Origin of the sequence: Ruicaihuangia caeni, assembly GCF_029952955.1 — a bacterium.
In the GTDB taxonomy this organism is placed as follows: domain Bacteria; phylum Actinomycetota; class Actinomycetes; order Actinomycetales; family Microbacteriaceae; genus Ruicaihuangia; species Ruicaihuangia caeni.
Map to the genome: position 1 here is coordinate 721,238 of NZ_JASATX010000001.1, position 14,910 is coordinate 736,147.

The window sequence follows — 14,910 nt, forward strand, 5'->3', positions numbered from 1 at the left end:
CCCGGTCGTCACTCGTCAAGCGCACGGAGCTCGTCATCGATCTGTTGCGGTCGGCGCAGCACCTTCGGTGCATCCGCATGGTCAGCGGCGGCACGGAGCGCGTCAGCGAGCGCCCGCGCCTCGTGCGGGAACATCTGGAAGGCATACCCGGGGACATCGACGCTGACGATCGTCTGTTCTGGGGCGTGTGATAGTTCGCCCGTGTCGACGAAGATGGGCCCTCCGGCGAACCGGGCATCAACGGTTGTGCGCATCAGTTCACCGCCTCACCGTGTGCCAGGGCGTCGAGCTTGTCGGCGAGCGCCCTGAGCTCACCCGCGAGGTCTGCCAGTTGTGGCATCCGGTATTCGCGATCGATCTCGATCAGTACCGCCAAAGCGTCGGTAAGTGATTGACTCTCGACCTTCTGCATGGACGCCTGTCCGTCACGGTGGCCTTCCCCCGCAGTGAACTCGTGAAGGGTCTCAACCTGGCCCAGGTGAATCTCACTGACGGGTTCGCCCCGCTCGAAACGCTCCACCTCTTGCACTGAGTGACCCGTGCACCATTCGTGGGCCGAGCACGCAAGGTTGTCGAGCAAGCAAAGGGCGGCTCTGCCGTTCTCGACAGACTCGACGTAGTACCTTCCGAAACCGAGCCACGTGATGCCGTTCTCTTCGTACGCGTAGTTGGCATTCGCGCTGGCCGGGGCCGGTACCTTGCCCGCCTCAACGTAGTTGCCCCCTGCGTCGTACGAGCCAACGAACGCGTGGACGCTCTTCTCAAGGTCTAGCTGGTCAGCCGGCATCGTGAAGCGCCGCTTCACCGGCCTGTACAGCGGATGGCTGGGGTCGAGCTTCACCGCTGCCCCCTGGGATCCGTCAGGGGTTTCTGCTTGAATTGACACGTCTGTTTCCTTCACAGGGATTTCGGGCACGGAGCCGGGGTTGCCGCCCCGGCTTCTTTCTGGCTGAACTTCAGAAGCTGCATCAGTGAGCCTCACGTCCTTCGAACGCGGCGATGATCCAGGACTCGATATCGGACTCACGGAACATTCGGCGGCCGCCGATTTTCGCGGATCTTGGAGCGGTGCCCTGATAGATCTGGAAGCGAAGCGCCGCCTCGGTTCGGTTCAGACGAGCGGCTGCCTCCCGAACGGTAAGCAGGCGGTCTAGTGGGGGCACGCCTTGGCGTGTTGCCATCGTCAGCTCCTCTCATTGTGTTTACTGGTGAACACGTCTGAGCATATGCAGTCACGTGTTGAGTGTCAATGCCAGTTTGTGAGAGTGTTAGCGACTATGGAGGAATCAGACTTCGTCAGCGACGTGGATAAGGCGGTCGCACGGAACATAAAGCAGGCTCGCGAGCGCGCCGGCCTCTCGCAGGCCGAGGTTGCGCGGCTGTTGACAGACGCAGGTGTTCCGGCGATACATCAGACCACGATCGCGCGAATCGAGAAGGGAGATCGCAAGCTGCGCTTGGCCGAGGCGCTGGCCATTGCGCGCATCCTCGAATACCGCGTGGAAGACCTCGCAGAGTCCTCACGCTCGGCAGCGTTGCGAGAGAGCTACGAGCGGCTTCAGAAGCTCGTGCACTCTGTGAAGACTCTCGCGGGCGACCTCCTGCATGAGAAGCTCGTGCTTGCCACGGATCTCGACATGAAGATGCCACTCACTCAAGATGCCGCGATCGCGACCGCTGAGTACATCAAGGTGAACCCGATCGTCTACGACATGCTCGACGAGCTGTTGTCAACCAATTCCGACCTTTCGTGGGTGATTGGGCAGGTCTATGAAGACCTTCGAGCTCATCTTCACCGCCGTGTGACACCGTTTGAGAACTCGCGTGTTCTCGATCTGCTCAGTGAGGCTATGGCGAACTCGTGGAGACCTCTCCAACTTAGGGACCTCACCACACTCCCCGACGATGAGTTTTCGAAACGCGTCCTAGATCGGTTCGAACGTGGCGAGCATTCAGAAGCGCCCTAACGGCCGCTGGCGGGCCCGCTACCGCGACCACAGTGGTAAGGAATACGCCGCACACTTCGAACGTAAGACTGACGCGCAGCGTTGGCTTGATCAAGAGACGGCGAAGCTCGTCACCGGCACCCATGTCGACCCCAAGACCAGCCGGATCACGGTCGGGGAGTGGTGCGACACCTGGCTCGAAGGGTACTCGGTGCACCGCGCGAGTACGGTACGGCAGGCGCGCACTCATCTGGTGCGCATCAAGGCACACTTCGGCGATCGTCGACTATCAGCTATCAAGCCGTCTCACGTAAGAGCGTGGATGGCCGCCCTCAAGACGGAGGGGCTGGCGGACTCCACGATCTATGCGCTACACGGTCGCCTGGGGCAGATTCTGTCCGACGCGGTTCATGATGGGATCCTCGCTCGGTCCCCGGTCAGCCGGCGCACTTCACCAGGCGCACCGAAGCAGCGGGCCTACGTGGCCACCACAGAGCAAGTATGGGCTCTTCACGACGCGCTCCCGGAGCACTTTCGCCCCGTGGTGCTGCTGGGTGCGTTCGCGGGCTTGCGTGTGGCCGAGATCGCGGCGCTGCGCGTCAGCGACGTCGACTTCATGCGTGGCATCATCACGCCGGCGATCCAGTTTCCCAATCAGCCGTTGAAGACAGATGCATCGAGAAACGCCATACCGATCCCTCAGGAATTGGCGCTGGAGCTCAACCGGGTTCCGACCCTGTGGGGGAGCGACACGCTCGTTGTAGGCGCGTTCGGCCGACCTGTCGCTCCTTACACGATCGAGACGGCGTTCAGGGAAGCGAGGGCGGCCGTGGAAGGGCTCCCGGAGGGGTTTCGCATCCACGACTTGCGCCACTACTTCGCATCCCTCCTGATCGCCTCCGGCCTTGACATCAAGACAGTGCAAGCAAGGCTCCGGCACTCGTCGGCAAAGACGACGCTCGATACCTACGGCCACCTTTGGCCGGACCGCGACGAGTCCTCTCGCGCTGCAGTTGCAGCAGCGTTCACGCTTCAGAACTCGGCCAGGCGTTCTAGCTCGCCGAACTCCATTGGATAGGTCAGCTCCACCTTCACGAGGTGCGACACGACGCTGTTGTGAACGGGCAGCTGAGTTTCAACGCTGACCTCCACTCCGACGTTCTCGCCTTCGTGGAGCCCGTACTTCTCGCGCACATACTCGAGGATCTTCTGGTCACTAATCAGGATCTCTACGCTCGCCATGGCGGGAGCCTAGCGAGCATGAGAGCCCGTCAGGTCACTCCTGAAGGGCTCTCATAGAACTCTCTTGCGGACTGATTGCGGACTAGCGCCCGAACATCCGCGGACTCTAGCTACACGCCGTAGTACAGCTCGTACTCGTAGGGGTGGGGGCGCTGGGCGAGCGGCAGGATCTCGTGTTCGCGCTTGTAGGCGATCCAGGTGTCGATCAGATCCTTGGTGAAGACGCCGCCGGCGAGCAGGAACTCGTGATCCGCTTCGAGCGCGCGCAGGGCATCGTCGAGTGATGCGGGTACCTGCGGAATGTTCTTCGCCTCTTCCGCGGGAAGCTCGTACAGGTCCTTGTCGATCGGCTCGTGCGGCTCGATGCGGTTCTTGATGCCGTCGAGCCCCGCCATCAGCTGCGCGGCGAATGCGAGGTACGGGTTCGCAGCGGCATCCGGAGCACGGAACTCGATGCGCTTCGCCTTCGGGTTCGTGCCGGTGATCGGGATGCGGATCGCAGCCGAGCGGTTGCCGGCCGAGTACACGAGGTTGACCGGCGCCTCGAAGCCGGGAACCAGGCGGTGATAGCTGTTGATGCTTGGGTTGGTGAACGCGAGCACCGCTGGCGCGTGCTTCAGGAGCCCGCCGATGTACCAGCGTGCGAGATCGCTCAGGCCGCCATAGCCGGCCTCATCGTAGAAGAGAGGCTCGCCGCCGTTCCAGAGCGACTGGTGCGTGTGCATGCCGGAGCCGTTGTCGCCGAAGATGGGCTTCGGCATGAACGTCGCGGTCTTGCCCCACTCGAGGGCGGTGTTCTTGACGATGTACTTGAACTTCAGGATGTCGTCTGCCGCGCGCACCATGGTGTCGAAGCGGTAGTTGATCTCGCCCTGGCCGGCGGTGCCGACCTCGTGGTGGCTGCGTTCGACCTGGAGACCCGCATCCTCGAGGTGCAGCACGATGTCGTCGCGCAGGTCAGCGTGCTGGTCGACCGGGCTGACGGGGAAGTAGCCGCCCTTGAAGGGCGTCTTGTTCGCGAGGTTGCCGCCCTCTTCGACCCGCCCCGAGTTCCATGCGCCCTCGCTCGAGTCGACCGCGTAGAAGCTCGAGTGCTGGTTCACCTCGTAGCGCACGTCGTCGAAGATGTAGAACTCCGCCTCGGGGGCGAAGAACGCGGTGTCGGCGATCCCGGTCGATGCCAGGTACTTCTCGGCCTTCTTCGCCACCTGACGGGGGTCGCGCGAGTAGATCTCTCCGCTGCGGGGGTTGTGGATGTCGAACACCATCACGAGCGTGCGCTGCGCACGGAAGGGATCGATGTAGGCGGTCGTCACATCGGGGATGAGCTGCATGTCGGACTCGTGGATCGACGCGAAGCCGCGGATGGATGACCCGTCGAACAGCTGACCGGATTCGAAGAACTCCTCGTCCACCGTCGAAGCGGGGATGTTGAAGTGCTGCTGCACCCCCGGGAGGTCGGTGAAACGGATGTCGACGAACTTGACGTCGGTCTCCTTGATGAACGCGAGTACTTCGGATGCGTCGCTGAACATGGTGGTGTTGCTCCTGCCTGGATGCTGGGAGGGGTGGCTACGTGCGCGGCCTTTGATGACGGTAGACAGCCGGTGTTGCACCGGCGTATCGCAGATGTTTCCGCGATGTTACGCGGGGAGCCGCGGTTAGGATCAGACGGTGTCCGACGCAATGCTCTCTTCGACCGATTGGCCCGGAAAACGCCTGGGGCTTCCCGAAAGCGGGTCCCGTTCGATCGCCAGGGTGGGTGTGCGCCTCGCGGCGTTCGCCATCGACTGGGCACTCGCCTACGTGATCGCGATGGCCTTCTTCGAGGGCGATGGTTTCGTGATGATGAGCATCTACGCCGTCATGCAGATCGCGATGATCGCGACCGCGGGTGGGAGCATCGGCCATCTCATCATGCGGATGAGGGTCGTGCGACTCGATGGACGGTACAACGGCGTGCTCCGGCCGGCGCTTCGAACGCTGCTCATCTGCGTTGTCATCCCAGCGGTCATCTGGGATTCCGACCAGCGCGGCATGCACGACAGACTTGCCGGCACCGTGCTGGTGCGGGTCTGACGAGCGCTGCGTTCCGGACCGCATAGCGCTCGATCAGCGTGGGCGCTGCGCGCGGACCTTGAACGGGTCGACGCCCTTCGGGATGGGCAGCCCGCCCTTGCCGAGGGAGTTGAGACGGTTGGAGACCGCAAGGATCTCGGGCTTGTTCAGCACGCGCTTGAACTGGTTGAGAGAGCGCACGATCTTGTGCAGCGGGACCGAGTCCTCATCGGGACCGACGTAGAGGAAGTTGATCGGCACATTGGGAATGACGCGTGCGATGTTCCTGCGCTCGTCCTCGAGCATGCGCGTGGTGCGCGAGCGCGGGCCCTCGCCGATGAGCACGACGCCGCCGCGCCCGACAGCGCGGTAGACGGCATCCTGGGTGCGTGGACTGACATGCACTGGCATCTCGCTCGCCTGCCAGCCTCGGCGGAGCGAGCTCTTGAGCACTGCGCCGACCGCACCCGGCTGCCCGGCGATCTGCCCGTAGGCAGCTCGCTCGGCGCGCCGTCCCAGCACGATGAGCAGACCCAGCACACCCGCGAGAACGCCTGCGACGACGTAGAGGATGAACCCCACGACGTTGCCCGGCGCCAGCAGGAACGCCGCGACGACGCCGGCGGCGACCGGCAGCAGGAACGCCGCCAACATGTACCAGACGGCCTTCGAGTCGTAGCGGCGGGTCATCTGGAAGACCTGCCACATCTGCTTCATGCGGCCGGGTTCTTTCGGAGTCTTGGAGGCTCGTGCCATGACTTCAAGGATAGCCGCGCGCGAAGGCTCCAATGCCGCAGGGTCGGCTCCTCCCCAGTTCGTCACCGCCTCCGAGCGCGGCCTCGCGCAGCGGGGTGAGTCCAGGCGACGATCGCTCGCTGCACACTGCCTCCATGCGATCGCCGGATGGGAACCCTGGAGTGCTCGACCTCAGTGCGCCTGCTGGCGGGCCGCTTCGCACCATCGGCGGCTACCGCGTCGTCGGCGAGCTGGGCATGGGGCTTCGGTGCCAAGTGCTCCTGGGCATCGCTCCCGGAGAAGCACCGGTCGCATTGAAGGTGCCACGCACGCGCGCCGCTGCTGCTGCGGCAGAGGCCGAACTGGCCGTGCTCGGGCATGGACCTCTCACGCGCGCCGTGCCACTGCTCGACGTGAGCTCTCTGGACTACGGGGTACCGGTCCTCGTGTTCGATCGACTCGAACGCGGCACGCTCAGCGGCCTGCTCGCCGTGCGAGGCCACCTGACGCTCGGTGAAGCGGTGACCGTGTTCGCTCCGATCGCGGCGGCGCTGGCCGAACTGCACGAGTTGGGCATCTCCCACGGCGCCATCGACGCGACGCATATCGGGTTAGACCGGCACGGAGCACCGTACTTGCTCGGCTGGGGGAGCAGTCGTCAGACGGTCGTTTCCGGCCGTGCCGCTGCCATCGACCACCGCGACCGCAGCTTCGCCGACCGCGATGCGCTCCTCACTCTCCTCTTGGAGTCGATCGACGCCGAGTCGGCCGCGTCTCTCTCACCACCACCTCGCAGCCTCGGCGATTTCGGGGCATGGCTCCACCGGGCAGCCTTGGCGGCGCCCGTCGACTTCGAGCGACACGCACCAGGCGTCGATGCGTCGGCTGCTGGGCACCATCCTCATCCCCTGCTCAGCGGGCAGTTCGCACCCGGCGGCGCGGGCATGGCGGAACGAGCGGATGCCGGCGGGGCTGCCGCCTTGATGCGTACCGCGTTCAGCGCCTCGGCGCAGTCGCGGGCGCAGCAACCCGTAGAGCCCGTGCTGCGCGAGAGAGTGAGCTTCGTGCCGCCCCCACAGAGCGAGGAAGCGCGTGCACGGGCGTCGTTGCTGGGGGCGCTGCTCGAATGGCCGGATCGCGCGTGGAACTCGATCGCCGGGTTTCGACGATCGAACCGGGAGGGCGGAGAAACCAGTGGCACCGACGCCCGCTCGCTCTTCGCGGCGCGGCTCTACGACGTTCGGGCGCGCTGGATGGCCCTCTCCGGCCGTTCTCGCATCTTGGGGGTCGCGGGCGCGGCGGCAACGCTCGCGGCCGCTGTTCTTCTGCTGCAACCTGGCGACGAGGGCGGAGAGCGCATGAGCTCTGCTGGGCAGTCGGTCGAATCCCTTGGTCCGGATGCTCATTCCAGCCCGGTCCCGTCGGCGCCCGAGGGGGATCCCATCATCGGGGGAGACGACCCCGTGGCTGCTGCGGCACTCCTGCTGGCTGCTCGGCAGGAGTGCTTTCGGGAAGCGCAGCGCTCATGCCTGCGCGCCGTCGTGGAGCCTGGCTCGTCGGCCGAACGCTCAGACGCGCTCGGGATGGACCAGGTGATCAACGGCGGCAGGCCCGAGCCGGAACTGCTTCCGGAGGCACGACTCGAGCTGGTCGACGACTACGGCGACAGCGCGCTCGTCGCGCTTCGGGCGGGAAATGTGTTGAAGGCAGTGGAGCCGCCAGCCGCCGCGAAAACACCAACGGCCTCGGTCCTGATGGTGCGGACCGAGGCCGGATGGCGGTTCAGGGCGTACTTCGACGCGTCCGAATGAGTGGATCAGCTGCCGAGCTGCATCAGATCCCGAGCGGATCAGATGCCGAGGTCGCCCTCGAACGCTCCCTCTTCGAGTCGGTTCTTCACCGCGACGAGGAACCGGGCGGCATCCGCCCCGTCGATGATGCGGTGGTCGTACGACAGAGCCAGGTAGACGGTCGAGCGAACGGCGATCGCATCGCCGGAATCGGTGCCGACCACCACCGGCCGCTTCGTGACGATCCCCGTGCCGAGGATCGCCGACTGCGGCAGGAACACGACCGGCGTGTCGAAGAGCGCTCCGCGCGAGCCGGTGTTGGTGAGCGTGAACGTTCCGCCTGCGAGCTCGTCCGGCCGCAGCTTGTTCGACCGGGTGCGATCCGCGAGGTCGGCGATCTGGTCGGCGAGTTCGGCGATGTTCAGCGTCGCCGCGTCACGGACCACGGGCGTCAGCAGACCGCGCTCGGTGTCGACCGCGATGCTGAGGTTCTCAGTCTCGGGGTAGACGATGTTGTCACCGTCGACCGTGGCGTTGATGATCGGGTACGCCTGCAGCGCTTCGCTGGCCGCCTTCGCGAAGAACGGCATGAACGAGAGCTTGTTCCCGGTCTTCTGCTGGAACTCGCCCTTCACGCGGTCGCGAAGCGCAGCGACCTTGGTGACGTCGACCTCCACAACCGTGGTGAGCTGCGCAGTGGACTGCATGGATTGCACAGCGCGCTCCGCCACGACCTTGCGAAGGCGCGACATCGGTGCCGACGTGCCGCGCAAGGGCGACACCTCGAGCTTCGTCGGCGCTGCGGCCTTCGCGCCCTTGCCAGACTCCGCTGCATCGAGCACGTCCTGCTTGCGGATGCGGCCGCCTACGCCGGTGCCGGTGATCGAGTTGAGGTCGACGCCCCGCTCGTTCGCGAGCTTGCGAACGATCGGAGTGACGTAGCCCGCGTTCGAGCCGGACGGCGCGACGACCTCTTCAGCCTGGCCCTCGTCGGCGGAAGGAGCTTCCGGGGCTGCCGCCGACGGAGCGGGCGGAGCCGGCGGGGCCGGGGGAGCCGGCGGGGCGGGTGCGGCCGGCTGCTCTGCCTGAACGGCGGGCTGCGGCTCAGAGCGCTGCTCGGCCTGCGGAGCCGCAAGCGGCTCCTCGCGCTCGGTGCTGGGCTCCGCGGTCGGCGCGGGCGCAGCCTGTGCCTGCTCCTCCTCGGCCTGGGTCTCGGCTTGCGCGGGCTGCTCCTGCGTCTGCTGCTGGTCCTCGACCGGCGCGCTCTGCTCGGGCTGCTCCGCCTGCTGCGGCTCTGCAGCCTCCTCGCCAGCAGACGGTGCGGCGTTCTCGCCACCACCGGATCCGTCACCGATCCGCACGAGCGGTGCGCCGACCTCGACGGTCTCGTCCTCTGGCACGAGGATCTCCTCGATGACGCCCGCCACCGGCGACGGAATCTCGGTGTCGACCTTGTCGGTCGACACTTCGAGCAGCGGCTCATCGACCTCGACGCGATCGCCGACGTTCTTCAGCCAGCGTGTGACCGTGCCTTCAGTGACGCTCTCACCGAGCGCCGGGAGGTTGACGGATTGGCTCATGATGCTCCTTCTAGCCCTCGAGTGGCTCTTAGCTTAGTTCGCGCTGTGAACGCGAGGTCAGAGTGCGTGCAGCGGTTTGCCCGCGATGGCGAGGAATGCTTCCCCAAGGGCCTCGTTCTGAGTCGGGTGCGCGTGGATGAGCGGCGCGATGTCTTCGGGGTACGCCTCCCAGTTGACGGCGAGCTGCGCTTCACCGATCAACTCGCCGACCCGCGCGCCGATCATGTGCACGCCCACGACGGGGCCGTCCACCACCCGCACGACCTTGACGGAACCGGCCGTGCCCAGGATGCTGCTCCTGCCGTTGCCCGCCAGGTTGTAGTCGTAGGTGGCGACCTTGTCGGCGCCGTACTGCTCGTTCGCCTTCGCCTCGCTGAGGCCGATCGAAGCGACCTCAGGGTCGCAGTAGGTGACCTTCGGGATGTTGACATCCTCGATGACCACCGGGTTCAAACCGGCGAGCTCCTCGGCGACGAAGATTCCCTGCTGGAAGCCGCGGTGCGCGAGCTGCAGGCCGGGCACGATGTCGCCGACGGCGTAGACCCCCGGCACCGAGGTCTGCAGGCGCGCATCGGTCTTGACGAAACCGCGCTCCATCTCGATGCCGACCTCCTCGAAGCCGAGACCGGAGGTCGCGGGTCCACGGCCGACCGCGACCAGAAGGATGTCGCCGTCGAACGTCTTGCCGTTCTCGAGCGTCACCACCACTCCCTGGTCGCTCTGCGTGACGGACTGGAAGCGCACGCCCGTGGAGAACTCGATGCCGCGCTTGCGGAACTGGCGCTCGAGCTGCTTGCTGATCGACTCGTCTTCGTTGGGCACCAGGTGCGGCAGGCCCTCGACGATCGTCACCTCAGCGCCGAACGAACGCCAGACGCTCGCGAACTCCACACCGATCACGCCGCCGCCGAGGATCACCGCGCGGCGAGGGATCCAGTCGAGCTTCAGCGCCGTCTCCGACGTGATGACGCGGCCGCCGATCTCGAGGCCCGGCAGCGTCCGCGAGTACGAACCCGTGGCGAGCACGACATTCTTGCCCGTGATGGTCTGGTCGCCCACCTGCACTGTGGTCGGCGAGGTGAGGGTGCCGAAGCCGTCGATCGTCGTGATGCCGCGCGCCTTGATCAGGCCCTGCAGGCCCTTGAACTTGCTCGCGATGATGCCTTCGCGGTACGAGTTCACCGCGTTGATGTCGACGCCCTCGAGCGTCGCGTTGATACCGATCTTCGCGGCGTCGCGGGCCGAGTCCGCGACCTCCGCCGCGTGGAGCAGCGCCTTCGTGGGAATGCAACCGACGTGAAGGCAGGTGCCGCCGACTTTGTCCTTCTCGATCAGCGCGACGCTCATGCCGAGCTGGCTCGCCCGGAGCGCGGCGGCGTAACCACCGCTTCCTCCGCCGAGAACTACAAGATCAAAGTTCTGTTCCGACACCCAGTCACTCCCTCGAGGTCAGGATTGCAGCGCCTCGCCGGCGTCGACGGGCGGTCTAGAGTTGGCGGTTTGTCGCCCACTCGACACTACTACGCCTGAGATACCTGCTCCGCGAGTGCGATGAGTGAGAGGACGCCGACACCGGTCGGTCCGGCGCCGAGGTGACCTCGCGGCGAACCCTCGTTGTTGGCGGTGCTCGCGATGTCGAGGTGCAGCCAGGGGATCCTCTCGCCGTTCTCGCCCTGGTCGCCTACGAACTCCTGCAGGAAGACGCCGGCGAGCATCGTGCCTGCCGCAGTGTTCCCAGGCTTGGCATTCGCGATGTCGGCGACGTCCGAGCGAAGCACCTCGCGCAGGTAGCCGGGCAGGGGGAGCTGCCAGAAGAACTCGCCCGAGCCCTCACCGGCCGCCACGAGCTCGGACGCGAGCGTGTCATCGCCCATGATCGCGGTGTAGCGGTCGCCGAGCGCGACCTTCGCTGCACCGGTCAGCGTGGCGATGTCGATGATGGCGTCAGGGCGCTCCTCGGATGCCGCGACGAGTCCATCCGCGAGAACGAGCCGCCCCTCGGCATCCGTGTTCAGCACCTCGACAGTCGTTCCGCCGAGCATCGTGAGCACGTCGTTCGGCCGGATCGCATCGCCGGACGGCATGTTCTCGGCAAGGCAGAGCCACGCCGTGAGACGCACCGGGAGCTCGCGGCGCGCGACGGCGAGCAGCACTGCGAGCGCCGTCGCCGCCCCCGTCATGTCGTACTTCATTCCAACCATCGACGCCGCGGGCTTCAGTGACAGGCCGCCCGTGTCGAAGGTGATCCCCTTGCCAACGAGCGCGAGGTGGCGCTGGGCGCCTTCGGGCGCGTACCGAACTCGCACGAGTCGCGGGCCGCGGCTCGAGCCTCGACCGACGCCGAGCAGACCGCCATAGCCGCCTTCGGCGAGGGCCGCCTCGTCGAGCACTTCGACCTCGAGTCCCAGTGCCTCGGCTTCGCGCACCGCACGGTCAGCGAAGCTCGCGGGGTAGAGGTCAGAGGGAGGAGTGTTGACGAGGTCGCGCACGAGTTCGATCGCGGACGCGCTTGTCTCGGCCGCCTCGACGACCGCTGCCGCCTCCTCGTCGGCGAGCGTCGCCAGCACGGTGATCTCACTCGCGGGGCGCGAGGTCGGTTCAGTGGCGGTGCTGCGGTACTCGGTGAAGCGGTAGGAGCCGAGCGCTGCGCCCTCCAGCACGGCTTCGGCACTCGCGGCATCCGTCACCGGCAGAGCGAACACGATCGAATCGAGACCGCGCACCTGGCGGGTCACGGCGCCGGCCGCGTTCCGGAGGGCGGGCTCGTCGAGTCCCTCGCCGAGTCCGACCAGCGCGACTGCCGGCCCGCCGTCGCGCAATGGCAGGACCCGCGCGAGCTCATCGGATGCGCCGGTGACCCCGAGCTTCGACAGCGAGCCCTCGAGGCTCGGCACGGTGCCGGCCGGCGCAGCGAGCACCGGCCCGTCGGGCGTCTTGCGCACGCCGATCACGAGCAGGTCGCCGTGGGCGTCTTCGAGGGGTGCCGAGACAATGCGAAGTCGAGGGAGCGTCATGGCAGTCATGGTAATCATCAACACGAGGCGAGCGGATGCTGTGAACCTCCGCCCCCACCCGGCCGCTGCGTCATCGCCCAGTACGCTGGAGGCATGCGTGAACCCGGCACCCTGTACCAGCTGACGAACGGCGCGCGCGATGTGCCGTCCGGTCTGCCGCTGGTCGCCGGTCTCACCGGGTTCGCCGACGCAGGGGGAGCGGTGAGCGGCTTCACCGACTACCTCACCAACGAACTCCGGTCGGATGTCATCGCCGAGTTCGACACCGACGAGTTGCTCGATTACCGCGCGCGGCGCCCCACGATGTACTTCGATCAGGACCACCTCACGGCGTACCGCCCGCCGAAGCTGCGCCTGTCGCTTGCGCGCGACGATCTCGACACGCCCTTCCTGCTGCTCACCGGCTTCGAACCCGACTTCCACTGGGAGGCGTTCGTCGCTGCTGTGCTCGAGCTCACCGACCGCTTCGAGGTCAGCACGACGGTGTGGGTGCACGCCATCCCCATGCCCGTGCCGCACACGCGTCCGATCGGCGTGACCGTCAGCGGCAACCGTGCCGATCTCATCGAGTCGCTGTCGATCTGGCGGCCGCATACGCAGTTGCCGGCGACGGCGCTGCACCTGCTCGAGCACCGGCTCCACCAGCGCGGCAGTTCCGTGGCGGGGTTCGTGCTGCTCGTGCCCCACTACCTCGCCGACACCGAGTTCCCCATGGCCGCGCTCGCGGCGCTCGACAACATCAGCGCCGGCACCGGCTTGATCTTCCCCACCGACAGCCTGCGTGAAGAGGGACGCGAATTCGTGTCGAAGATCGAGGAGCAGGTGCGCGGCAACGCCGAGCTCGAGCGACTCGTGCACACGCTCGAGGTGCGCCACGACAGCTATATGGAAGACAATCCGCTGCCGTCGCCGCTCATGGACGAGTCCGGTGAGCTTCCGTCGGCGGAGACGATCGCCGCGGAGCTCGAGCGCTTCCTCGCCGGCCGCCGCGACGACCAGAACGGCGGCAAGTCGTCGGGTCGCTGAGCCGGGGCCGTCACGGTCGCTGAAGGCGCCGGCGGGACCGCCGCAGCGTCCGCTCAGCGGGTGAGCGCCTCGCCCGCGGCCTAGACTGACCGGGTGGATTCGCGGCGTTCCTGGGCAGTGTTCGCCGTAGGAGTCTTCGCCTACATGGTCGCTGTGCTGCAACGCAGCTCGCTCGGGGTCGCCGGGGTCGAGGCGACCGAGCGCTACTCGGCCGCCGCAGCAGCACTATCGATGCTCGCGGTCGTGCAGCTCATCGTGTACGCAGCGCTGCAGATCCCTGTCGGTGTGCTCATCGACCGCTTCGGGCCGAAGCGGTTGCTGCTCGCCGGGGGCCTGCTCATGATCGCCGGGCAGCTGGTGCTCGCGGTCTCGGAGACGCTGCCCCTGGCGGTGGGCGGCCGACTGCTCGTCGGAGCCGGCGATGCGAGCGCATTCATCTCAGTGACGCGCCTGCTGGTGTCGTGGTTCAGCCCGCGCCGGGTGTCGCAGGCGACGCAGTGGCTCGGTTCGCTCGGTGCGGCGGGGCAGATTCTCTCTGCGTTCCCGCTGGCGATCGTGCTGCGGGAAGCGGGCTGGACCCCTGCATTCCTATCTGCCGCGGCGATGTCCGTGATCGCCATCGTGCTCGTGCTGATCGTCATCAAGGACGCGCCCGAGGGGCTGCCGGTCGACACCGGCTCGATCGGCGTGCCCACCGGCAACGTCAAGCGCCTCGTGCAGGCGCTTGGGAGGCCCGGGACGCAGCTGGGATTCTGGACGCACTTCACAACGCAGTCACCCGGTAACGTGCTCACGCTGCTCTGGGGTTTTCCGCTCTTCTCGGTCGGGTTCGGGTTCGGGCCCACTCTCGCGTCCACCCTGCTCGTCCTCATGGTCGCCGCCACGGTGGTCTCTGGACCGGTGCTCGGTGCCCTGAGCGGTCGATACCCGATGCGCCGAAGCACCTTGGTCTTCGGTGTGATCGCGCTCATGGTGCTAGCGCAGTCGGTGATGCTCTATTGGCCTTGGGGGAGTCCGCCGTTCTGGGTCGTGATGGTCGCGGTCATGGTCCTCGCAGCTGCTGGCCCCGCCTCGCTCATCGGGTTCGACTTCGCGCGCATGTTCAACCCCACGAGAAGCCTCGGCTCCGCGAACGGCGTGGTGAACGTGGGCGGATTCATCGCCACGTTCACCACGATGTTCCTCGTGGGCCTGGTGCTCGACCTGCTCGATCGACTCAGCGGAGGCACCGGCATCCCGAGCGAGCTCTATGCCCACGAGCGCTTCAGACTGGCGTTCGCCGTGCAGTATCTCGTGGTGGGCACCGGCGTCGTCTTCATGCTGATCACCAGGCGTCGCACCCGCGCCGAGCTGAGGCGGCAAGGAATAGACGTGACCCCTTTGCCGGTTGTACTTCGTGAGCGTTGGCGTCGCCGCCGCTCCTAGCGGGAGGCGCGGGAGGGGCAGCGCCGCCGAACGTGCAATAATCGAAGGAAGACCCGGTCATCCGGCGCCTGTGTTCTGCGTGAACGCGGCCGAC

The 14,910-nt window shown here is 66.5% G+C and carries 15 protein-coding genes; 6 read left to right on the forward strand and 9 right to left on the reverse strand.

Annotated features, from left to right (window positions below):
• Positions 1–8: 8 nt before the first annotated feature.
• From QF206_RS03330 to QF206_RS03340, 3 genes are all read right to left on the reverse strand, one after another.
• A complete protein-coding gene (locus QF206_RS03330) occupies positions 9–254 on the reverse strand; it encodes a hypothetical protein (RefSeq protein WP_281487769.1) in 246 nt (81 codons plus the stop codon).
• The gene (locus QF206_RS03335; RefSeq protein ID WP_281487770.1) at positions 254–841 is read right to left on the reverse strand and encodes a hypothetical protein; all 588 of its coding nucleotides are present in this window, start codon (positions 839–841) and stop codon (positions 254–256) included. Before QF206_RS03335 ends, QF206_RS03330 begins: the two co-directional genes overlap by 1 nt.
• 127 nt (positions 842–968) lie before the next feature.
• On the reverse strand, positions 969–1,181 hold the full coding sequence (locus QF206_RS03340) for a helix-turn-helix transcriptional regulator (RefSeq protein ID WP_281487771.1): 213 nt from the start codon (positions 1,179–1,181) through the stop codon (positions 969–971).
• 96 nt (positions 1,182–1,277) lie between these two features.
• Here QF206_RS03340 and QF206_RS03345 point away from each other — a divergent pair, with 96 nt between their 5' ends.
• Both QF206_RS03345 and QF206_RS03350 read left to right on the forward strand, forming a co-directional pair.
• A complete protein-coding gene (locus QF206_RS03345) occupies positions 1,278–1,967 on the forward strand; it encodes a helix-turn-helix transcriptional regulator (protein WP_281487772.1) in 690 nt (229 codons plus the stop codon).
• Positions 1,942–3,024: a tyrosine-type recombinase/integrase gene (locus QF206_RS03350; protein ID WP_281487773.1), complete on the forward strand. Its 1,083-nt coding sequence runs from the start codon at positions 1,942–1,944 to the stop codon at positions 3,022–3,024. Before QF206_RS03345 ends, QF206_RS03350 begins: the two co-directional genes overlap by 26 nt.
• Here QF206_RS03350 and QF206_RS03355 read toward each other — a convergent pair.
• Positions 2,979–3,188, reverse strand: a complete 210-nt coding sequence (locus tag QF206_RS03355; RefSeq protein WP_281487774.1) for a hypothetical protein — start codon at positions 3,186–3,188, stop codon at positions 2,979–2,981. The two genes, QF206_RS03350 and QF206_RS03355, sit on opposite strands and share 46 nt — an antisense overlap.
• A 110-nt stretch (positions 3,189–3,298) precedes the next feature.
• Positions 3,299–4,723 (reverse strand): type I glutamate--ammonia ligase, encoded by a 1,425-nt coding sequence (glnA, locus tag QF206_RS03360; protein ID WP_281487775.1) that lies wholly within the window; start codon positions 4,721–4,723, stop codon positions 3,299–3,301.
• A 139-nt stretch (positions 4,724–4,862) separates the two neighbouring features.
• Between glnA and QF206_RS03365 the strand changes: the two genes are divergently transcribed.
• A complete protein-coding gene (locus tag QF206_RS03365) occupies positions 4,863–5,267 on the forward strand; it encodes an RDD family protein (RefSeq protein ID WP_422785345.1) in 405 nt (134 codons plus the stop codon).
• Between the two features lie 33 nt (positions 5,268–5,300).
• Here QF206_RS03365 and QF206_RS03370 read toward each other — a convergent pair whose 3' ends face one another.
• Positions 5,301–6,002 carry a DUF4191 domain-containing protein gene (locus tag QF206_RS03370; protein ID WP_281487776.1) on the reverse strand — a complete coding sequence of 234 codons (702 nt, stop codon included), beginning with the start codon at positions 6,000–6,002 and terminating at the stop codon, positions 5,301–5,303.
• 134 nt (positions 6,003–6,136) lie between these two features.
• On the opposite strand from QF206_RS03370, the gene QF206_RS03375 reads away from it, so the two are divergent.
• On the forward strand, positions 6,137–7,792 hold the full coding sequence (locus QF206_RS03375) for a serine/threonine-protein kinase (RefSeq protein ID WP_281487777.1): 1,656 nt from the start codon (positions 6,137–6,139) through the stop codon (positions 7,790–7,792).
• A gap of 38 nt (positions 7,793–7,830) precedes the next feature.
• Here the strand turns inward: QF206_RS03375 and sucB are convergent, their stop codons facing one another.
• From sucB to QF206_RS03390, 3 genes are all read right to left on the reverse strand, one after another.
• A complete protein-coding gene (sucB, locus tag QF206_RS03380) occupies positions 7,831–9,351 on the reverse strand; it encodes a 2-oxoglutarate dehydrogenase, E2 component, dihydrolipoamide succinyltransferase (protein WP_281487778.1) in 1,521 nt (506 codons plus the stop codon).
• Between the two features lie 57 nt (positions 9,352–9,408).
• A complete protein-coding gene (gene lpdA, locus QF206_RS03385; protein ID WP_281487779.1) occupies positions 9,409–10,782 on the reverse strand; it encodes a dihydrolipoyl dehydrogenase in 1,374 nt (457 codons plus the stop codon).
• A gap of 89 nt (positions 10,783–10,871) precedes the next feature.
• On the reverse strand, positions 10,872–12,365 hold the full coding sequence (locus QF206_RS03390; protein WP_281487780.1) for a leucyl aminopeptidase: 1,494 nt from the start codon (positions 12,363–12,365) through the stop codon (positions 10,872–10,874).
• A gap of 93 nt (positions 12,366–12,458) precedes the next feature.
• Here QF206_RS03390 and QF206_RS03395 point away from each other — a divergent pair, with 93 nt between their 5' ends.
• Both QF206_RS03395 and QF206_RS03400 read left to right on the forward strand, forming a co-directional pair.
• On the forward strand, positions 12,459–13,391 hold the full coding sequence (locus QF206_RS03395) for a proteasome assembly chaperone family protein (protein WP_281487781.1): 933 nt from the start codon (positions 12,459–12,461) through the stop codon (positions 13,389–13,391).
• A gap of 93 nt (positions 13,392–13,484) precedes the next feature.
• Positions 13,485–14,816 (forward strand): MFS transporter, encoded by a 1,332-nt coding sequence (locus QF206_RS03400; protein ID WP_281487782.1) that lies wholly within the window; start codon positions 13,485–13,487, stop codon positions 14,814–14,816.
• The last annotated feature ends 94 nt before the right edge of the window (positions 14,817–14,910 follow it).